A 21,402-nucleotide genomic window follows, 5' to 3' on the forward strand; every position below is an offset into this window, starting at 1 on the left:
CCATATGACAAAGATCCGTACAGCGGCCGTTATCGGCTCCGGCGTGATGGGCTCCGGCATTGCTGCCCATTTGGCGAATGCAGGCATTCCCGTGTTACTGCTGGATGTGGTTCCGCTTCAATTATTGCCGCAGGAAACGGCGGCTGGCCTTTCTTTAGAGCATCCGAGGGTGCGGAATCGATTGGCAGTGAGCGCGATAGATAAGCTCAAAAAGACGAATCCGGCACCGCTTTACCGTGAAGATTTCGCTGAGCGCATAACGCCAGGCAATCTGGAAGATGATTTAGCAAAGCTGAGTGGAGTCGACTGGATCATTGAAGTGATTGTGGAGAATTTGTCAGCCAAACAGCAACTGTTAAGCCGGATAGAAGCGGTCTGGAAGCCTGGCACAATCGTCTCCTCGAATACCTCAGGAATATCGATCAATGCGATGGTTGAACAGACATGTACGGAGTTTAAGAAGCATTTCCTGGGCACTCATTTTTTTAATCCGCCACGTTATATGAAATTGCTTGAGGTTATACCCAATAAAGAGACAGATCCTGCTATCGTGGCGTTTATGTCAGATTTTTGTGAGAAGAACTTGGGCAAAGGCGTCGTCAAAGCCAAGGATACACCTAACTTTATTGGGAATCGGATAGGAACTTATGGGCTGCTCGTTACTTTGCGTGAGATGCTTGCAGGTGGTTATTCGGTGGAAGAAGTTGACGCTGTGTCAGGTCCTGCCATGGGGCGGCCCAAAAGCGCAACTTTCCGTACACTCGATCTGGTGGGACTGGACACTTTTGTTCACGTGGCGGGCAATGTGTTTGACTTGGTTACGGACCCTGAAGAGAAGGCGGTTTTTGATACACCGGTTATTCTGAAAACGATGGTGGCGAATGGCTGGATTGGGGAGAAGACGGGCCAAGGGTTTTATCAAAAAGTGAAATCTGTGGCTGGCAAAGAAATTCAAGTCTTAGATTTAAATACGTTGACGTATTCGGCTAGTCGGAAAATAAGTTCCGGTTCCTTGGAGGCTGCGAAGCAGGCCAAAGGGACGGCTGGCAAGCTCAAGGCTTTGCTGGGGGCCAAAGATCGCTATTCGATGCTGGCGTGGAACATTTTGAAACCTGTGCTGCTCTATTCGGCTGAGAAGCTGGAAGAGATTGCGGACTCCATCGTAGAGATTGATAATGCGCTTAAATGGGGCTTTAACTGGGATTTGGGACCATTTGAGACTTGGGATGCGATCGGACTGAAACGCTCTGTAGAGCGAATGGAAGCTGAAGGCAGCAAGGTGCCGGAGTGGGTTAAAGATTGGATTGCAGGTGGTCATGACAGTTTCTATGAGCATAAGGGAGGGCAGAGTTTTTACTATTTGAAAAATGAGTTTCAAGGGTTTGAAGTCAGGCCTGAACTAATTTCTTTGGCAGCGCTCAAGCAGCAGAAGAAAGTGATCCGCGCCAATAGCGGAGCAAGCTTAATCGATATTGGCGACGGGGTCGCATGTCTGGAGTTTCATTCTCCCAATAATGCGATTGGGGCTGATATTCTAACGATGATTCAGCAGAGTGTTGAGGAAGTACGCTGCAATTATCGCGGCCTTGTAGTGGCGAATGAAGGCAAGAATTTCTGTGTTGGCGCTAACGTTATGCTGCTGTTGATGGAAGCGCAGGATGGCGAATGGGATGAAGTGGATGGCATTATTCGTCTGTTCCAAAATTCCATGATGAAACTGAAAAGCTTGGATAAACCCGTGGTTGCGGCTCCTCACAAAATGACGCTCGGCGGCGGTGTAGAGGCTTGTATGCCAGCGGATCAAATCTTGTTCTCGGCGGAAACGTATTATGGGCTCGTCGAGGTAGGGGTTGGATTAATTCCAGCCGGTGGAGGCTGCAAGGAACTGGCTCTCAGAGCGAGCCAAGCGGTTCGTGATCCTGAGGTTGATCTCCAGCCCTGGATCAATGCGATTTTTGAAACGGTGGCGATGGCGAAAGTGTCGACAAGCGGGCATGACACCAAACGGCTGGGCTATATGAGCGCTTCAGATACTGTTGTTGTGAATCCGGATCACCGAATTTATGAAGCGAAGCAAGCAGTTCTTCGTCTTGATGCGGCTGGTTATATCCCGCAAGCGCAAGAGAAAATTCGCGTCGTGGGTGAGAATGGCAAAGCGGTGATGCAAATTGCTGCCTACACGATGCGGCAAGGTGGATATATCAGTGAACATGATCAATTGATCGCGAATAAGCTTGCTCATGTTCTGGCCGGCGGCAATGTACCGGCAGGCACGTTGGTTACGGAGCAATACATGCTGGATCTAGAGCGTGAGGCATTCCTTAGCCTGTGCGGTGAAATAAAAACACAGCAGCGCATGCAGTATATGCTCTCCAAGGGAAAAGCGCTTAGAAACTGATCACTCAACCACTATTCCAATTTGAGGTGAAAGCGATGAAGGAAGCCGTCATTGTATCGATTACGCGCACCGCTGTCGGACGCGCGAAGAAAGGCAGCTTCGCTCAAACGAGGGCGGAGGATCTAGGGAAAGCCGTACTGGAGGAAGCCGTTCGGCGGGTTCCCGGTCTCGACAAGGGTGATGTCGAAGATATTATCATCGGGTGCGCGATGCCCGAAGGCGAGCAAGGGCTGAACTTCGCCCGCACGATGTCTCTCTATGCGGGCTTTCCCGTGACCGTTCCGGCGATTACGGTCAATCGGTTCTGTTCCTCCGGGCTGCAGGCCATTGCTTATGCAGCGGAGCGCATTATGCTGGGCTACGCGGAGGTGATCATCGCCGGAGGCGTAGAGAGCATGAGCCACGTCCCGATGACGGGCTTCAAGCTCTCGCCGCATCCGGGGCTTGTGGAGAGCATGCCCGAGGTGTACATGGGCATGGGTCACACTGCCGAAGAAGTCGCGCAGCGCTTCGGCATCTCGCGCGAAGCGCAGGATGGCTTCGCAACGCGCAGCCATCAGAAAGCGGCGGCGGCGATCGCCGCTGGCAAGTTCGTGGATGAGATCGTGCCGGTCAGCACGAGCGTGAAGGGCATCGACGAACGCGGCAAAGCGTTCGAGCGGAAGTTCGTGTTCGCCACGGATGAGGGCGTTCGCCCCGATACATCCGTGGAAGGGCTGAGCAAGCTGAAGCCTGCGTTCAGCTTGGGGGGTTCCGTGACGGCGGGCAACGCGTCACAGACGTCCGACGGCGCAGCGGCTGCCGTGCTGATGAGCCGCGAGCGCGCGGAAGCGCTCGGGTTGAAGCCGCTCGCGGCGTTCAGGGCTTTTGCGCTTTCCGGCGTGGAGCCGGAAATTATGGGTGTTGGCCCCGTGAAGGCCATTCCGAAGGCCTTGCACATGGCAGGCATCACGCAGGAACAAGTGAAGCTTTTTGAAATTAACGAAGCATTCGCGTCGCAATGCGTGCATATAATTCGCGAGTTAGGGCTCGACGAAGAGATCGTCAATGTAAACGGAGGCGCCATCGCGCTTGGGCACCCGTTAGGTTGCACAGGGGCTAAACTTTCCACTAGCTTGATCCATGAGCTGCAACGCCGGGGTGGCGGATTCGGCGTAGTCTCCATGTGCATTGGTGGCGGAATGGGGGCTGCTGGCGTATTCGAGGTTTATCCGGCTTAGTTTTCGCCGAAATAGAGGAACAGCGTTCCCTCTATCGTGGCAGAGGCAGCAACCATGCTGAGTAGCAGCTAAATAACGAACTGTCGCAATAAATTTACCCTTGTACAATTATTTCAAAGGAGAGATGACGCATGTCTGATAAAGTTGTAGGCGGGAGTTTTGTGATTGCAGATGCCGATTTTCAGTCCATTGTAACTCCGGAGGATTTTACGGAAGAGCATCGGATGATTGCTGAGACCACTCGGGATTTTGTTGCAGGTGAGGTATTGCCTAATGATGAGCATCTGGAGAAGCTCGACTATGACTTGACGGTGAAACTGATGCGCAGCGCAGGCGAGCTTGGATTATTAGGCGCGGACGTGCCGGAGATCTACGGGGGACTGGGGCTTGATAAATTGAGTTCGACGGTGATTAGCGAGAACTTGGCTCGAGCGTCCTCATTTGCCTTGTCCATTGGGGCGCATGTTGGCATTGGGACGCTGCCCATTGTCTTTTTTGGAACACCGGAGCAGAAGAAGAAGTATTTACCGGATTTAGCGACAGGCGCTAAAATTGCGGCTTATTGCTTAACAGAACCCACATCAGGTTCAGATGCTTTGGGTGCAAAAACGACGGCGCGTCTCTCTGACGACGGGAAATCCTACATTCTGAATGGGTCCAAATTGTATATTACTAATGCTGGTTTTGCTGACATTTTCATTGTTTATGCCAAAATCAATGGCACGGATTTCTCCGCTTTTATCGTGGAAAAAGGCGATCCAGGCTTCACGATGGGACCTGAAGAGAAAAAGATGGGGATCAAGGGTTCGTCGACACGTCCGCTCTTTTTTGAAGATGTGCCTGTGCCTGTCGAGAACTTGCTTGGCGAGATCGGCAAAGGGCATCTGATTGCTTTTAACATTCTCAATATTGGTCGATACAAACTTGCTACCGGCTGTGTCGGAGCGGCAAAGGAAACGCTGGAATTGTCCGTGAAGTATGCCAATACCCGTCAACAGTTTAACACGCCGATCTCACGATTCCCGCTAATTGGTAAAAAATTGGCTGAAATGAACGTTCAAACGTATATGCTGGAAAGCATGGTTTACCGAACCTCCGGTTTGTTTGATCATATTCTTCAAGATATTGATTATACGAGTCTGGAAGCGGGTAAAATTTCGGCTAAAGGGATTTCTGAATATGCGTTGGAATGCTCGATCAATAAGGTGTTTGCTTCTGAGGTATTGGATTTCGTGGCGGATGAAGGGGTTCAAATTCATGGCGGTTACGGTTTTATCCAAGAATATAAAGTAGAACGGATTTATCGTGATTCTCGCATAAACCGGATTTTCGAAGGGACGAATGAAATCAATCGACTGCTGATCCCAGGCACATTAGTGAAGAAAGCAATGAAAGGCGAGCTGCCTTTGCTGCAAAAGGCGCAAGAGCTCCAAGGTGAACTGCTTTCACTTGTACCAGGTCAAACCTTCGAGGGAACGTTGGCAGAAGAAATTCATCTGGTTGCGATGGCGAAGAAAGTGTTCCTGATGGTTGGCGGGCTGGCTGTGCAGAAGTACGGCATGGCTTTGGAGAAAAATCAGGAAGTGCTGAGCAATCTTGCGGATATGATGATTCAAATATTTGCCGCAGAAAGCGGTTTGCTGCGTACACAAAAGCTGATTGCCAAGTCAGGGGAAGACAAAGCGAAGAATGCGATTCAGATGACGACGATATTCGTTCATGAGGCATTCGACAAAATCGAGGCATATGCGAAGGAAGCGCTTAGTACGATGGAAGAAGGGGATGTGCTGAGGACGCAGCTATCTATTCTGAAGAAGCTTACCAGACGCAGCAGTGTGAATACGGTTGGTCTGAAACGGGACATCGCCGCACGTGTTATTCAGGGTGAGAAATTCATCGTATAGTCATCGATGTCAAGAACCTGAAGGGGATGGTTGTTGTATGAGTGGGGCAAAACCTTGGCTGCAGCATTACACAGAAGAAGTGTCGCCGACTTACAAGTATCCTAAACACAATCTGGCTAGGTTGTTAGTGGATTCCGCGGAGTTGTTTCCGATCCAGCCAGCCCTATATTTTATGGGGAAAACACTGAATTACCGGGAAGTTCTGGAAGCGTCCTATCGTTTTGCTAATGCGTTGAAAGGGTTAGGTGTGAATGCGGGAGATCGCGTGTCGATTATGCTGCCGAATTGTCCCTCCGCGATTATTGCCTATTTCGGAACGCTGATGATGGGCGGAATTGTTGTCATGACGAATCCGCTTTATGTAGAAAGAGAGCTGGTTCACCAGCTCTCCGATTCCGGGGCAACGGTCATCGTTACGCTCGATTTATTGTTTGAACGCGTGCAGAAAGCGAAGGGGAAAACGATGATTCGGCACGTGCTCGTTACGTCTATCAAGGATTATTTGCCCTTCCCCAAAAATCTCCTCTATCCGATTAAAATGAAGAAAGACGGCGCCAAGCTGGATGTCAGCTATAGTGAAGGCATTTACAACTTTAAGAAACTGCTTCGCAAAGCATCGTCCGCTCCCGTTTGCGTGGATGTGGATGCTGATCAAGACATTGCTCTTCTGCAATATACGGGTGGCACGACTGGTCTGTCCAAAGGTGTCATGTTGACGCATTCCAACTTGATCGCCAATACGTATCAAACGTGTCATTGGTGTTATCGCATTCGTATGGGGGAGGAACGGTTTCTCGGTGCTATTCCTTGTTTTCATGTGTTTGGGCTTACAGTGCTGTTGAATCAATCCATGCTGCGTGCTGGGATGCTGATACTTATCCCCAAATTCGATATCGATTTGATATTGGATACGATAAACAAGTTGAAACCGACGATTTTCCCTGGTGCTCCAACGATGTATATTGCTTTAATCAACCATAAGCGGGTGAAAGAAGTCGATATTTCTTCCATCAATGTTTGTGTAAGCGGTTCAGCACCACTCCCTCTGGAAATTCAAGAGAAATTTGAGGAGCTTACTGGCGGCCGATTAATTGAAGGTTACGGGCTCACAGAATCCTCCCCTGTCACGCATGCCAATCCCATTTGGGGCTATCGGAAGATAGGTTCCATAGGGATCCCACTCCCGGATACAGAGGCGAAGGTCGTTGATGTGAATAGCGGTGAGGAGATGCCTATAGGTGAAATTGGAGAAATTCTCATCAAAGGGCCACAGGTCATGAAAGGTTATTGGCACAGAGAACTAGAGACGGCATTGACGATTCAAGACGGATGGCTCTATACAGGAGATATGGGGAGGATGGATGAAGACGGTTTCTTCTCCATTGTAGATCGCAAGAAGGATCTGATTATTGCAGGTGGTTATAATATTTATCCGCGCGAGATCGAGGAAGTGCTGTTTGAGCACCCCGCTATCCAGGAAGCTGCGGTAGCAGGCGTGCCTGATGAGTATCGCGGTGAAACCGTGAAGGCTTTTGTTGTTTTGAAAGCAGGGATGTCGTTAACAGCCAAGGAACTAGAGCTGTGGTGCAGGGAACGATTGGCCGCTTATAAAGTGCCTCGCAAAGTAGAATTTCGACAATCGCTGCCCAAGACGATGATTGGCAAAGTGCTGCGGCGACAGCTTCTGGAAGAAGAAAGGAAGGATTGACTTCATGAAATTGACTTGCGAACATAAGAGGGGAAACCGATACTAGGAATGGAGGAAATCCGATGGATGAGTTCAAGGAGCAGATGAATCGAAGATTGCAGCAATTAGCGGCGGCAGCGGAGCCTACCTTTTGGGGGTTTCTTGGCTGTGAGTTCGTGAGTATGGAAAATCAAGTTGTAACGATTGCATTGGATGCCAAAAGGCACCACTTGAATCCGATTGGCATCGTGCATGGTGGCGTGCTGTCTTCACTGCTGGATAATGCTATGGGGATTGTTGTCATGATGGCGAGACCGGAAGAGAAGGTAGTAACGACTAATCTCAATGTTCACTTCGTTTCTCCGCTGTATGAAGGTCGGTTATTCGTAACTGCAGAACTTATTCATCAATCGCGCAAAATGCTGACGACGCAAGGTCGTGTCGTTGACCAACAGGGTAATTTGGGAACGATGGGGACGGGGACTTTCCGGGTGATTTGAGAGCGTGCCCGTGCTGCGAATTATTCACAAAAGGGCCGTCAGGGTCGTTTTCCTTGATGGTTTTTTTGACGTGCGGAAGATAAGACAACTGTAGAGACCCTGTAGATGACTTAGCCTTCGGCTTAGTCTTTTCTTTATTGATATGTTTTGGCGTAATCGAGGCGCTATCCAATCTGCCTCGCGCGGAGATAAGGGAACTCAGGCCGCAATTCATGCCTAAAGTGACATTATGCCAGGTAAAGGGAACTACAGTTCGCTATTCGAGCTGAAAGTGTGATTATCGCGAGGCTGAGGGAACTACAGTGCGCTATTTTGCTATTTTGATGGGAAATTCAGCGCTTTTTGTGAAAATAAGACCCTGTAGTTCCGCTACTACCCTTGCAACCCTGCTATTTCATTAAATAGCGTACCTGAGTTCCCTTTAAAAGGATTCGATGCTTTTAAGAGGTCCTTTTCTCAGGGAAGCGAGGCTGTTTTTCTTGTTGGGCAGAGGGAACTACCGCCTATCGACCTCCACCACTTTCTAACGATCTGTACCGTCTTTACGGACGAAAATACAGCATGGGTTTGGATCTAATGAACTGTACTGTCCTTACGGACGAAAATACAGCATTGGGTTTGGATCTAATGAACTGTACCGTCTTTACGGACGAAAATACAGCATTGGGTTTGGATCTAATGAACTGTACCGTCTTTACGGACGAGAATACAGCATGGGTTTGGATCTAATGAACTGTACCGTCCTTACGGACGAAAATACAGCATGGGTTTGGATCTAATGAACTGTACCGTCCTTACGGACGAAAATACAGCATGGGTTTGGATCTAATGAACTGTACTGTCCTTACGGACGAGAATACAGTATGGATATTGATCTAACGAACTAAAACGGCGTTATAGATTAGAAAATTGGTGGAATGGTGAGATTTTAATCGAAGTAACGCTTTTAGAATTCATTACAGCTGCGATTTGATGCTTTTTGATCAAAAATAAGGGGAATGGGGTTCGGTAGGGACAAGCTAATAAAAAGGTGACTTACCATAAGCAAATCATTATGACAAACTCGAATAATGTTATATAACATAACATTAAATTGACGATTGGTCATAAAATTTTCATATTTACATCATATATGTCATATATACTAACATAAATCCATTGACTGATCGTGCATCGTCATCCTATAATCGTTAAAAAGGCATAAGGGGGAGTTACAATGCATCTTACCATTCGTGAGGCATTAGCTATATATCCATTAACGGAAGCGAAGCTGGTTGCAGGGAAGCAAGGAGAATCCCGAATCGTGAAATCGGTTAATGTCATGGACGCTCCAGATATCGCGGATTGGACCAAATCTGGCGAGATGCTCTTCACCACCGCATTCGCTATGAAGGATAGTCCGCAGGAAACGGTTAATTTATTACGCAAATTGAACGATCGAGGAGCAGCAGGTTTAGGCATCAAACTGGGCAGATTTTGGACGGAACTGCCGCAGGTTGTTGTGGATGAAGCCGATCGGCTGCACTTTCCTATTATTGAAATGCCCTTTCAATTTACATTTTCAGATCAAATGAACGCTCTGTTCAATGCCGAATATAGAAGGAATACGAAATTATTGCAAACGGTACTTGAGAAACAAACCAAGCTGATGCAATTCGGTTTGAAACAGGATAACATGCTCTCTATGTTCCAGTTAATCAGTGAAATTCTAGGCTATCCGATGGCTGTAGTAGGGGCTAGAGGACAAATTCTGTATAACACTAGCAGTTGGAGCCCTGAACATCTAGCGCAAAACTGGCCGCTGAAGCGCAAGTCAGGCTGGGTGTACGCCGGCAAAGACCGCGCATATCGCGTTGGCCTCCATCAACAAGAGGAGGAGCTGCTAGGGCATTTGTTGATTATGCCGGACACTGTCCTCCTAGCCAATGTAGAAGAGGGACTGTTTCAGCAAGCAGCGGATATTTTGACTTTTCATATGAGCTATACGTTCCGTTCACACGTTGAAGCATCTGCACAGCGTGATTTGCAGAATATGCTGATGCGCTATTTAGATAAGGGGACGCCGCTAGAGGAATTCATGGAGCAAGCAGAGGCTAGAGGACTAACGCTCTTTACTGGTGCTTACCAATGTGTGATTAGCAAAAGTAAACCCGATCACGTGGAAGATCAATTGCAAAGCAAATTGAAAAAAATGAAAACGTACATGGAGTCGCATCCCAAATCGAACAATCTGCGAGGCAATCATTTTGTACTCAAGGATCGGCTGTTTTCCATTTATACTTCTATCCAGTCAGAAGGGTTTCCCGAAGAAGAGTTGGCTCAACTGTTAACCAAATATGCTGGCGATTCTGGATGCGTGGAAGAAGCAGGTGAAATGTTCTTCTACACTAGCTCTACGAAAGGAAAGCCGCCAGCGCTCAGAGAGGCTTATCACGAATGCATGGAGACGGAACGAATGGGCTCAAAGCTAGGTTTGCCGGATCGTATCTTGCATTATGAAACCATTGAATTTGCCCACCTTTTTCAGCATGTTTCCGCCAGTATGATGGAGGACTATTGTGCCAAAACCTTGCGCCCTTTGTTGGAAAAAGATGCGGAGTACTCTCAAGAAATGATTCGCACATTGGAAGTTTTTATTCGGAATGATGGTCAAGTGAGCGAGGCAGCAAAGCAATTATTCATACATCGTAATACAGTTACTTACCGGTTAGAAAAAATCAGCGATTTACTGCAAGTAGATTTCAAAAAGGTCAATGACTTATTGAAACTAAAAGCTGTCTTCTTATTCCGTCAATTCCTACATGTCAGACAGTAAAATAGAAACCCTGAGCCGCTTTCTTGTAGCGCTCAGGGTTTTCTTTTTTCTAACGTAAAGATAGTGATTTCCGGTCGGCACAGCAGTCGAAATGGAAGGGTCGTTGTACCGATGCCGCGATTGGTATATACACGCATCGATGAATTGGGGACTTCTTGCAGCCCCATTACATAGTTTCTGCCACGAGGTGGAGTAATGACGGCACCTACGAAAGGCAAGCGTATCTGGCCGCCATGCGTATGACCGGATAATTGCAGATCGATGGCATAGCTGCCGACTTGATCTGCGAAATCAGGACAATGGGAGAGCAGCAAGGTAAACATTTGGGCATTGTAGCCGGTTAACGTTTTCTTAATATCCGGTTTGCCTGTCAGCATATCCTCCACGCCAGCGATCTGAATGGATTGTCCTTTGTAGGTGAGGGTTTGATAAGCATTTACAAGCGATTGAAACCCGCCGTCCTGGAGAATCGGCAAGGTCAGATTGGGGCCTTTCCATTTGTCGTGGTTGCCGAGAACGGACCATTTGCCAAGCGGAGCTTGCAGGCTGGCTAGAATTTCACTGGTTAAAGCAGCATCTTCAATGACATGGGTATCGAATAAATCGCCAGTAAAACAGAGAATATCGGCTTTTTCCTTGTTGATAAGGGCAACGATATGTTTGAGATTGTTGAGATCAAAGTGATGGCCGATGTGTAAATCGCTGAATTGCAAGAGTTTGAGCCCGTGAAAGGCATTGGGTAGTCGATCAAAAGTAAGTGTCAAGCGTTTGAATTCCAGCCATTTGGGCTCAACGTAACCGGAGTAACTGCCGAGTAAACCGCCGGATGCCAGCAGGGAGCCTGCAAACACAGCGCCTTTCTTGAGAAAAGAGCGTCTTGAGATCGGGGGTGGTGAATGCATAAGTTCCTCCTGTCCGAAGTTCAGGTTCTTTTATGAAGATTATACCAGTTCACTAGCCGCTGACGCGAGTTCTGCGATTTGCATATCAGGCTGTGTTACTTTATAATTATTATTATCTATAAAATAATTATTTAATGAAATGGAGTTGTTCATATGTCTACATGGAAAGAATTAACGACTGTTGAAGAGTGGCAGGATATTCTAGAACGCTCCTCTGATAAACCGGCTGTAGTCCTGAAACACAGCACGACATGTCCGGTAAGCGCAAGCGCGCTCGACGAGTATGAGCAATATTTGTCAGGCAAACCTAATGGCGATGTGGATTACTATTTGGTGAAAGTGATTGAATCCCGTCCTGTCTCGAACCAAATTGCAGAGGATCTTGGCATCAAGCATGCCTCTCCGCAAATTCTTTATTTCAAAGATAAAGAATCCGTATGGAATACATCCCATTGGTCTGTTACGAACAAACATATTACCGCTGTTTTAGACTAATCGTCTTCCTGTTGGTGAGAAGCTCTGGAAACTGCCTAGGCGTGACTAGGTAGAATTTCAGAGCTTTTTTTTGTGTGTTGGAAGAATTGAACAATGTTTAAAAAGGATTGGCAAGCCGCGGATCCTCCTATATACTTATTTGGGTTAAATGTACTGCAGGTAATCAACTTCAAGGAGCTCTACAACATGAATGCTATGAATAAAACCAAAGTGCCGATTCCCGTTTTTCTGTTGATCGGTATTGTTGCAATCTCGTTTTCTGCCATTTTCGTGCGCTGGTCAGAAGCGCCAGCTGCTATTATCGCGATGTATCGGCTGCTGATGACGAACGTGCTGATGCTTCCTTTTCTCTGGAACTACCGTGTCGAAATTGCCAAGGTTCGTTGGAGGGATTGGCTGAAAACAGCAATATCCGGCATAGCGCTTGGACTGCATTTTCTATTCTGGATGGATTCTCTGCGCTTCACAACAGTCGCTAGTTCAACTGCTATTTTAACGCTAGAACCCATTTTTGTTCTATTTGGGGCCTTTTTGCTGTATGGGCAGCGGACAAGTCGTCACGCATTAATTGCGATGTGTGTAGCGATTGCAGGCGCTGTTTGTATCGGATGGGGAGACTTTCAGTTTTCTGGTATCGCGCTCAAAGGGGATATGTTGTCGTTGTTGGGTACTCTTGCGGTAGCGCTGCACATGCTATTAGGCAAAAGCATAAGAGAGCACATGTCTGCGTTTGTTTACAGCTTTTTCGTTTTCTTATTCGCAGGGCTAGTTCTTGCCGTTACCAATGTGTATAGCGGAGTATCTTTCACGGACTATGTGCCCAAAGAGTGGGGGATTTTCCTGCTGTTAGCCATTGTTCCTACCGTATTTGGACATTATGTGTTCAATTGGCTTCTGAAATATATGAAGGCATCCTCTGTCTCGATGACTGTTTTGGGGGAGCCGCTTGGTGCGTCCATCCTGGCTTATTTCATACTTGGCGAAACGATTACTACCGTGCAATTGCTTGCGGGCTGTGTGTTATTAGTCGGTGTCGGAATGTTTTTGCGCAGCAATGAAAAGAAATAATTGTTTAAGCCACATAGGTTTGAGTAGAATACTCAAGCTCATGTGGCTTTTGTTTCTCAAAGCTATTTGTTCGCGGAGGCGAATTCCGCTTTGATTTTTTGCAATAACTCTGGCGTGCTGAGCACTTCATACGCGGTGTTAGCTAACACTTTGGCTGCGAAAATCATCGCATTGAGCGCAGGTTCTTGCAGCGCCAGATCACGGAACTCCTTCGTGTGGAGCATGTGCTTCTCATTGACCACTTTCACAAAGGGATGAATCGTCGGGCACTGGGTGGATACATTGCCGAGATCCAGGGAACCGTGATCTTTGCCGACTTCGATAGCTTGCGGTTCAATGCCCATTGCGAGCAATTGATCATTAAACACCTCAGATAAGGTTTCATTGGTTCGGAGTTCATCATACGAGTATTCATAGAATGAGCTCTTGAGTGTACAGCCAGTTTGCAATGCGGCGCCTTCTGCACAATGCAGAACTTTCTGCACCAGTTCGTTCGTGTATGCACGCGAGGCGGAACGGACGTAGAATTGGGCAACAGCATAGTCCGGGATGATATTAGGAGCTTTGCCGCCCTCGCTGATTATGCCGTGAATACGTGCATCGGATTTGGTTTGCTGACGCAGTGCGTTAACGCTATTGAATAGCTGCAGCACGGCATCCAACGCGTTAATTCCCTCATACGGCTGAGCGGCAGCATGTGCGGAACGTCCGAAGAATTCGTACTGTATCGCATCCATGGCGAGGGATTCCCCGGATCTCTCATACGTATAATAGGGATGAGCCATAAGCGCAATATCGACATCCTTGAAAAGCCCGGCTGCTGCCATCGGAACTTTGGCTCCTTTGGTCTCTTCGGCAGGTGTGCCATAGACACGGATTCTGCCTCCTGTTTCGGCAAGGACGGATTTGAGTCCAATCGCTGCGCCGATGCTCATCATACAGATCAAGTGATGGCCGCAAGCATGACCAAGATCAGGCAAGGCATCATATTCAGCTAAAAAGGCAACGACAGGGCCGGCTTTGCCTGAATCGTAGGAGGCTAGGAAGGAGGTCGGAATATCCAGGATACCTCGTTCAATGTGAAAACCATGATGGTTAAGTTCCTCCGTTAAGCGGGCTGACGCTAGAAATTCTTCATGCCCGAGTTCCGGATTTGCCCCAATAAAACTGGAAACAGCTTTGAAGCGATCAGCATTATGGTCAATGGTTTGTGCAATAGCAGATTTCATCTAGATGTGCTCCTTTATTGAAAGGTACTTAACTCCATTGTAGTATAAAGAAGCATAAACTACCACTTTGCCACCGGCTGGGTTACAATGGGTGAGCCAATTTGGACTTGCAGACAGCAGGTTTTCTTCGAAACCATTCAGGGGGAATAAGAGATGATGAAATATGGAGAAGAACATGTAGAACACCGCTTTGCGCTTTCTTTTACGGAGTCGGAGTTGAGAGGCCAATGGAAAGACGTTTTCCTGGGCATTCATTTGCTTGAGGGCGAGTCATGGCCAGAGGATCTAATCGATCCATCCGTTCTCGTTATTTGTAATTTGGAAGGGGAAATTGTGCAAATCGTGCTTCATGACGAAGGCTGTGACTGTGAATTTCAATTCACTTACTCCGAAAAGGCGCAAATCGAAGCGTATGTCCAGCAGCATGTAACCGTTTAAAAAAACTTGTCAAAGACTAGTGAGAGTGTCCCTTCCCAAACTGGGCGCTGACGCATATACTATGGTACGTCTGGCTTTAGGGAGAGGGTAGGAATGGTAAAGACGATCATCAATTATTTGGCATTTGGCGATTCACTAACCGTGGGATTCGGAGCACCGGAAGGTCTTGGGTTCGTATCGATCTATCGGCAGAAGGTAGAGAGATTGCTGAACGTTCCTGTTCACTTGCATCACGCTGGCAAGAACGGAGCCACGACCACCGAGCTGCTTGAGGCGCTGGGGTCCAACCCAACTATTCAGAAGGACGTTCAGGAAGCGGATATTATAACAATTACGGCAGGCGGGAATGATTTGATTCAAGCCGCTATTCCGTTTTTTTATCAGAACGACCCCATGTTGTTGAAGACAGCTTTGCAAACGTATGAAGCCAACTATAAGAAATTAATGGGTCAAATCAAAGCACTGCGTAAAGGCATCGAGACACCTTGCTATATCGCATTAATTGGGTTATACAACCCATTGCCTCAGATCCCTGATGCTGCATATTGGGTGCAGCGGTTTAATTTATTTTTGCGTAAACTAGAGCAGCCGCATGTTCGCATCGTGCAAGTGTACGATGCCTTCGTGGGGCGAGACGGGACCTATTTATCTGAGGATGCCATTCATCCTAATGAACAGGGGTATGATGCGCTGGCGCAGCAGGTTGAGAAAGCCTTTTCTCTAGACCAACTGCAGCAGCTAATCGTCTAATTAAGATGCGATGACATACCCAAAGACGGAGAAGAAGTGACAGGCGCTACCAGCTAACACGAACACATGCCAGATTGCATGGTGATAAGGGATGCGCCGCCATACATAGAAGATCGAACCAAACGTATACAGCAGTCCGCCGATGACCAGCCATACAATTCCGCCAAACGGCAGATGGACGTATAAAGGCTTGAAGGCAAGCACAATCAGCCATCCCATGAGAATGTAGCAAAGTGTTGAAACGAGGATGAACCGCTTCACATAAAAAATTTTCAGCACAATGCCAACAAGCGCCAAGCCCCAAATGACGCCTAAAAAGGACCAGCCAAGCGGGCCCCTCAACGTTACGAGGAGATAGGGCGTATAACTGCCGGCGATTAGCAAATAAATGGCCGAATGGTCAAAAATCTCGAAAAGATCTTTCCATCGAGGTTGCGAAATGCTGTGCAGCAAGGTGGAGCATGTGTATAAAGTGACTAGCGCTGTTCCGAAAATGCTAAAGCTTACAATATGCCATACATTGCCATGTAGACAGGCTTGCAGGATAAGCATGACTAGGGCTACGATGCTTAACAAGACCCCTACACCATGACTGATGGCGTTAGCGCGCTCTTCTTGAATGGAGTATTCCATGTTATTCCTTCTTTCTGCAAGCAATTTCTTGTTACCTTATAGATTGGACGTCGCAACAATGCTTTATCCTTCATTTTGGAGGAATGAGTTTTCCAGTGAATGAATTAATGGATAGATAAGGTGGTTGAAACCTAATTGACTCGAGTACGTATATGTACAGATAGCACATGTGATTTAAGTGATGAGCTGCTGCAAGGCTACCAAATTGTGAGCGTGCCTCTTTATGTTATTTTTGAAGACCAATCCTATCAGGATGGGGTTTCGATTAAAGCTGATAGATTGTATGAGCTTGTAGAACAAACGGGAAAACTGCCCAAAACGGCAGCACCTTCACCGGCTGATTTTGAACGAGCTTTTGCGCCAATTATTGGCAGCGGTGATGAGATTGTGTATATCGGACTTTCCTCGGAGCTTTCCTCCACGGTTCAAAATGCAGCTATTGCGGCTGCCAATTATCCGGATGGAAAAGTAACCGTGATTGATTCTAGAAATCTATCAACGGGAATCGGTCTGCTAGTGTTGAAAGCGGCTCAAGCCGCTAGAGATGGCCAAAGCAGTAAGGAAATCACGGAAATGGTTATGTCCTTAACCGCCAAAATCGAAGTGGAATTCATTATCGATACGTTAGAATATTTGCATAAAGGCGGAAGGTGTTCAAGTGTTCAGCATTTTTTGGGAAGTCTGCTGAAAATCAGACCTCTTGTGAAAGTGATTGACGGAGCCATGACCTCGACGGATAAAGTAAGGGGCAAACGAGAGAAAGCGCTAGATCAGCTTTTGAATAATGCATTGAAGCACAAAGACAACATGAACACGGATTTCCTGTTCGTTACACATTCTTCGGCAGCGGATGAAGCGGCTTACGTCAAACAACAGATTGAACGACATACAAGGGTGAAGCAAGTGTTTATTACGGATACAGGCTGTGTTGTATCGAGTCATTGCGGCCCACGTACAGTTGGCATTGTATTCGCCAAAAACTAAGAAATGAGTGGACACATCATGACGACAATCAAGATTATCACTGACAGCAGTTGCGACCTCCCAAGAATGATCATAGAGGAGCACGGGATTAATGTCGTTCCACTATCTGTGCACTTTGGAGAGGAGTGCATGTCCCCGCAGATGGAACTCTGCGACTTTTATGCAAGAATGAAGGTAGAGAGTGTCTTGCCTAAGACATCAAGCCCATCTCCGCTTCATTTCTTTGCGAATTATGAGACAGCCGATGTTGGTCAGGATATTCTTGTTATTAGTCTTTCTTCTGCGCTTAGCAGCACGTATCATCATGCGCTTATGGGCAAGGAGCTTTTGCTGGAAGCAGGCTACAAAGGCCAGATTGAGGTAATCGATTCAAGGACGGCTTCGCTGGGCTTAGGTGTCTTGGTGTACAAAGCGGCTAAAATGGCAGAAGCGCACGTCCCTTTTGCAGAAATTGTCGAAAAAATTAAATGTTCTATTGCAACTTCCGGCACTTATTTCTTTTTGGATACATTGGAAAATGTGATTAAAGGTGGCAGGCTAGATCGTGTTCGCGGGGCGGTAGCCTCTGTTTTGAACATTAAACTGCTCATGAAAGCTAGCGAGGAAGGCTCCGTTGAAGTCATCGAGAAGATTCGTGGTACCCAGCAGGCGCTGAAGCGTATGATTTCCAAAGTAGGCGAATCTGTTCATGATTTCGAGAAAGATGTGATTGCAGTTGCTCATAGCAATTGCGAGGAGCGGGCGCGCGAAGTGTTAGGTCAACTGCTGGAGAAGTATCCGTTCCGCACGGTGCTGTTCTCAAACATGGGAACTGTGATCGGTACCTATGCAGGCGAAGGTGGCGTGTTGATCGCTTATTAAAAGAAGCCAAAAGAGCAGCTGCTCAAAGGAATTAGATCCTTTGGCAGCTGCTTTTTGCGCTATGGATAGACAACAGGTGAATAAACAGGTGTAGGATAAGGATCGATCAGGACAGGAGTTGCACTCCATCCTGAATTGCCAGGTCCTTGAACAATGGTAAAGCCATTGGCATTGCCAAAATAGCTGCCTCTGCCCAAGCCCGTAGCTGTCACGTTGTTGAAGGTGACGGAGCCTCCGTTAGCTCTATTCTCAATCGCATAAGTGCCAGTTCCGATAATTTGATCGCGATTGAAAGTAATATTGCTGATGTTTGAGCCTATGAAGTGAATCGCTTCATAATTGCTGTCGATGATTTTGTTGTCTTCCACAAGAATGGTTCCATTCAAAGGCTGATCCAACGCGAAGAACCAGAGCGCGCCTGTGCCGAAATTCCAACCATTGTAGTAGTCTCTCGAACCGCTCCGAATGATGGTGTTGCGCGATATGTGGGTGATGCCGCTGACAGGCGTAACCGGAGAGAATCGATTTCCGACATGAATGCCGCCGCCTTCCGCTTGCTGATCAGCAACATAATTGTCGGTAACATCATTGTTGGTACCGCCATACAAGGCGATGCCATTAGCGAGAACGGGCAACTCTACACGATTGAAAGTGAAAGCATTGTTGGCATTAGGGATGGCGTTGCCGCTTGAATCGCTCCACATGGCCAGAGCGTCATCGCCCGTATTGCGGAAAAAGGATTGGGTGACAGATGAGTTCGTGACACCTTTGTGGAAGTTAATTCCATCTGCATTCTGATTGCGAATGCGTACGCCGCTGATTTTCAAATTATCGAACGGTCCGTCCAGCCACATTCCGCACTTGGTATGCTCAATCCAAAGATTGCTGATCGTGGAATTCGTTAAAGCTCCGCCGATGCCATTAATTTGATCATTGTCAATCCGCGTCATGACCTCACCGAAAATAGCAAAATCGGAGAGATGGACGTTCGTGCTCGGATTTGGCGCATAGTTACCATAGAATCCTTCGCTATTCCCTGTTGAGCTTGTGAAATGGAATTTAGTGTACCAGATACCTGCACCGCGAATCGTTACGTTATTAACAAGAATTTGCGTGTTGATGGTATAGGTGCCAGGCGGCACCCATAGAACTTTGCCTTGGGCGGAAGCGGTGTTTACCGCATTTTGTGTTGCGGCTGTTGCATCGACAGCGCCTGTCGGATCTGCGCCAAAATCTGCTGTTAAGGATAAGGAGCCTGTTGGTTGAGTCGCTGCTGGTGCAACTTGTTCGAAATCCATCAAGTCAATTGTATACGATCCGGCATTGTTGCCAGAGTCCACTTGTACTTTGACTTTGGTTCCTGGCGTCATTTGGCTGACCAAACGGTTTACTTCATCATAGAAATGATGGGGGCGGACATCGACAGGATTATTATTAAACGGATAACCGCCGTAGATCCAGCCATACTTGGACGTAAGCGTTAAATCGGATTGTTTCACGCCATTGATGTATAAGGCAAGTGGTGCTGTAATGCCCGTACCGGCTGCGTTGTCAGGGATGCTGTAGCGCATCACGATTGAATTCGCATTTTGGGGGACTGTAAATTCTACATATTGTCCTTGAGCGCTTAGCGTTACCGCTTTGCGTCCCGATGCTTCGCCAGCCAAGCTAGGATAGGAGCGATCAGGTCCGATGATGGTGCCATTGGTGACCGCATCTTCGGCTTGAACTTCTGCGTATGGCAGCGCAGGCCCTGCGGTGGAAACTCCGATCGAACTACTGAAGGTATTGTTCGTTTCTTTTACTTCAGCTATGGTATTAGCCGGGTCGACGGTTGCTGTGACCGGTGTTGATCCATTCACAGCCGTCCAAGATCCTGATAAGCTGACAGTACCTACAGCTCCTGCTGCAAGCCCGCCAGATAAGCTGCCGTTCAGCGTGGTTGAACCAATGACTGCGCGAGCGGCAATAGCGCCATTCGCTGGATCGGCTCCTTGGTTTTTCACGGTTACCGTGAAGCTTACCGCATTGCCAGGCTGCGGATTGCTTGGCGACCAACTCACATTTTGCACAATTAAATCAGGTCCTGGCAGTGGCGCGATTGTTAAAGATTTGGTATAGGAATTATTGGTTTCATTCCATTCATTGATCGTGTTATCCGAATCGACAACAGCAACGATGGCGTACGACCCCGAAGAGGATAGCCAAGGGCTTGATGCCGTTATTGTCGTTTTCCCATTGATGGCGATACTCGTAGAGGCTGTACCGCTTGCAATTTCATTGCCATTGATACGGAATGAAACTTTGTGTGGCACATTGGCGGTAGCGGCTGTACCCGAATTCGTTACTTCTGCTTGAAAAGTCACATTCGCCCCCTCTGTAAGGGTTCCGCTTGGCGCCCAGCCTATATTCGTTACCGTGAGATCCGGTTTCTGAGCGCTGGAAGCGCTAACGGTGATTTGATCCAGGTTAATATTGGCCCCATCTCCTGCATCATATTTGTAGGCGATCGTATTGCTGCCAGCCGTTACATATACGGTTTCTGTTTTGGTCAGCCAAGTATCCCAACTGTTAGTAGTAGGCAGGGTACTCTGTGTAACCTTCGTGCCATTGACATACAGCGATATGCTGGAAGCGGCAAATCCATTGCCGTAACGCAGGGCTACATCCATATAGCCGGCTGAGGCTGCGTTCACGTTGAAGGTGGTGGCTGCGCCTTGTGCCCAGTAGCCCTCAACAAACCCTGTACCCTGGTAACCGGTATGATTCGTCGTAACGGCTGCGCTGCCGCTTAATACTGCGTTTTCTGCTTGATAAGTGGTGGTTGTGCCAGGAGATGGCGTAGGCGTAGGTGTAGGATTGGGAGTTACCGCGTCGCCGTACACTTCAAATTCAGCGAGTTGGGCGGCTGGCCAGGCGGTATTGGCGGTAAAATTGAGTTTGAGATATCGAACACTCGCAGCGTTAAACACGATTGTCACGGTGTTGGCACTATTGACATCAAATGTATACGTTTGCGATGCTTTCAAAGTTGTATAAGTCACATCATCGCTGCTTCCCAAGAGGGATACCGTTTGATTGCGACTTCCCCAGCTTGCTGGCAGCTTGAGGGTCACTTGGTTGACCGAGGCCGCGCTGCCTAAATCAACCTTAAGCCACTGAGGGAAAGCATTATTGGCGCTTTCCCAGTACGTTGAAGGATTTCCGTCATTCGTGTTGCCTGCCGCATACGTTTGATTATAGCTGCTGGCGCTCATAACCTTGCCCGCCGCCAGATTGGTAGCAGCGGAACTGAAGCTGGCATAGAGTGGCAGTATGGCCAGAACTAGAATGACCATACAACACCATTTGGCTGTTTTGTTTGAACTCATAAATTGCTTTCCATTCAACATTCATTCCTCCTCAAATTGTTCATATCGAACTGCTTAACTCGAGAACCAACCTGTTGCTCAAATCACCTCCTTTCGATCAGTAAAACTAAGGGATTACTTCCAGTAATTACTTAATTGTAGGGGCCC

At 47.6% G+C, this 21,402-nt stretch carries 17 protein-coding genes; 13 read left to right on the forward strand and 4 right to left on the reverse strand.

What is annotated here, in order from left to right; all coding sequences use genetic code 11:
• Positions 1–4 precede the first annotated feature (4 nt).
• The 7 genes from LOZ80_RS09090 to LOZ80_RS09120 all read left to right on the forward strand — a co-directional run bounded on the left by LOZ80_RS09090 (position 5) and on the right by LOZ80_RS09120 (position 10,524).
• Positions 5–2,398: a 3-hydroxyacyl-CoA dehydrogenase/enoyl-CoA hydratase family protein gene (locus tag LOZ80_RS09090; protein WP_238171122.1), complete on the forward strand. Its 2,394-nt coding sequence runs from the start codon at positions 5–7 to the stop codon at positions 2,396–2,398.
• Between the two features lie 35 nt (positions 2,399–2,433).
• A complete protein-coding gene (locus LOZ80_RS09095) occupies positions 2,434–3,618 on the forward strand; it encodes an acetyl-CoA C-acyltransferase (protein WP_238171123.1) in 1,185 nt (394 codons plus the stop codon).
• Positions 3,619–3,749: 131 nt separating this feature from the next.
• The gene (locus LOZ80_RS09100; protein WP_238171124.1) at positions 3,750–5,522 is read left to right on the forward strand and encodes an acyl-CoA dehydrogenase FadE; all 1,773 of its coding nucleotides are present in this window, start codon (positions 3,750–3,752) and stop codon (positions 5,520–5,522) included.
• A gap of 37 nt (positions 5,523–5,559) precedes the next feature.
• Positions 5,560–7,230: a long-chain-fatty-acid--CoA ligase gene (locus LOZ80_RS09105; protein WP_238171125.1), complete on the forward strand. Its 1,671-nt coding sequence runs from the start codon at positions 5,560–5,562 to the stop codon at positions 7,228–7,230.
• Positions 7,231–7,292: 62 nt separating this feature from the next.
• On the forward strand, positions 7,293–7,709 hold the full coding sequence (locus LOZ80_RS09110; RefSeq protein ID WP_238171126.1) for a PaaI family thioesterase: 417 nt from the start codon (positions 7,293–7,295) through the stop codon (positions 7,707–7,709).
• 561 nt (positions 7,710–8,270) lie between these two features.
• Positions 8,271–8,438: a hypothetical protein gene (locus LOZ80_RS09115; protein ID WP_238171127.1), complete on the forward strand. Its 168-nt coding sequence runs from the start codon at positions 8,271–8,273 to the stop codon at positions 8,436–8,438.
• Between the two features lie 487 nt (positions 8,439–8,925).
• Positions 8,926–10,524: a PucR family transcriptional regulator gene (locus tag LOZ80_RS09120; protein WP_238171128.1), complete on the forward strand. Its 1,599-nt coding sequence runs from the start codon at positions 8,926–8,928 to the stop codon at positions 10,522–10,524.
• A gap of 32 nt (positions 10,525–10,556) precedes the next feature.
• On the opposite strand, the gene LOZ80_RS09125 is transcribed toward LOZ80_RS09120, so the two are convergent.
• Positions 10,557–11,426, reverse strand: coding sequence for a metallophosphoesterase (locus tag LOZ80_RS09125; RefSeq protein ID WP_238171129.1), 870 nt, complete (start codon positions 11,424–11,426; stop codon positions 10,557–10,559).
• Between the two features lie 153 nt (positions 11,427–11,579).
• Here LOZ80_RS09125 and ytxJ point away from each other — a divergent pair, with 153 nt between their 5' ends.
• Together ytxJ and LOZ80_RS09135 are read left to right on the forward strand one after the other, a co-directional pair.
• On the forward strand, positions 11,580–11,921 hold the full coding sequence (ytxJ, locus tag LOZ80_RS09130) for a bacillithiol system redox-active protein YtxJ (RefSeq protein ID WP_238171130.1): 342 nt from the start codon (positions 11,580–11,582) through the stop codon (positions 11,919–11,921).
• A gap of 186 nt (positions 11,922–12,107) precedes the next feature.
• Positions 12,108–12,989, forward strand: coding sequence for a DMT family transporter (locus LOZ80_RS09135; RefSeq protein ID WP_238171131.1), 882 nt, complete (start codon positions 12,108–12,110; stop codon positions 12,987–12,989).
• Between the two features lie 62 nt (positions 12,990–13,051).
• On the opposite strand, the gene LOZ80_RS09140 is transcribed toward LOZ80_RS09135, so the two are convergent.
• A complete protein-coding gene (locus tag LOZ80_RS09140; protein ID WP_238171132.1) occupies positions 13,052–14,218 on the reverse strand; it encodes a M20 family metallopeptidase in 1,167 nt (388 codons plus the stop codon).
• 153 nt (positions 14,219–14,371) lie between these two features.
• Between LOZ80_RS09140 and LOZ80_RS09145 the strand changes: the two genes are divergently transcribed.
• Together LOZ80_RS09145 and LOZ80_RS09150 are read left to right on the forward strand one after the other, a co-directional pair.
• Complete coding sequence (locus LOZ80_RS09145; RefSeq protein WP_238171133.1) at positions 14,372–14,656, forward strand: hypothetical protein; 285 nt, start codon at positions 14,372–14,374, stop codon at positions 14,654–14,656.
• A gap of 93 nt (positions 14,657–14,749) precedes the next feature.
• A complete protein-coding gene (locus tag LOZ80_RS09150) occupies positions 14,750–15,406 on the forward strand; it encodes a GDSL-type esterase/lipase family protein (RefSeq protein ID WP_238171134.1) in 657 nt (218 codons plus the stop codon).
• Here LOZ80_RS09150 and trhA read toward each other — a convergent pair whose 3' ends face one another.
• The gene (gene trhA, locus LOZ80_RS09155; RefSeq protein ID WP_238171135.1) at positions 15,407–16,039 is read right to left on the reverse strand and encodes a PAQR family membrane homeostasis protein TrhA; all 633 of its coding nucleotides are present in this window, start codon (positions 16,037–16,039) and stop codon (positions 15,407–15,409) included. It abuts the gene before it with no gap.
• Between the two features lie 135 nt (positions 16,040–16,174).
• On the opposite strand from trhA, the gene LOZ80_RS09160 reads away from it, so the two are divergent.
• Both LOZ80_RS09160 and LOZ80_RS09165 read left to right on the forward strand, forming a co-directional pair.
• Positions 16,175–17,023, forward strand: a complete 849-nt coding sequence (locus tag LOZ80_RS09160; RefSeq protein WP_238171136.1) for a DegV family protein — start codon at positions 16,175–16,177, stop codon at positions 17,021–17,023.
• An 18-nt stretch (positions 17,024–17,041) separates the two neighbouring features.
• Positions 17,042–17,884, forward strand: coding sequence for a DegV family protein (locus LOZ80_RS09165; RefSeq protein ID WP_238171137.1), 843 nt, complete (start codon positions 17,042–17,044; stop codon positions 17,882–17,884).
• Between the two features lie 59 nt (positions 17,885–17,943).
• Here LOZ80_RS09165 and LOZ80_RS09170 read toward each other — a convergent pair whose 3' ends face one another.
• The gene (locus LOZ80_RS09170; RefSeq protein WP_238171138.1) at positions 17,944–21,276 is read right to left on the reverse strand and encodes a CARDB domain-containing protein; all 3,333 of its coding nucleotides are present in this window, start codon (positions 21,274–21,276) and stop codon (positions 17,944–17,946) included.
• Positions 21,277–21,402: the final 126 nt, after the last annotated feature.

Origin of the sequence: Paenibacillus sp. HWE-109, assembly GCF_022163125.1 — a bacterium.
Classification (GTDB): Bacteria; Bacillota; Bacilli; order Paenibacillales; family NBRC-103111; genus Paenibacillus_E.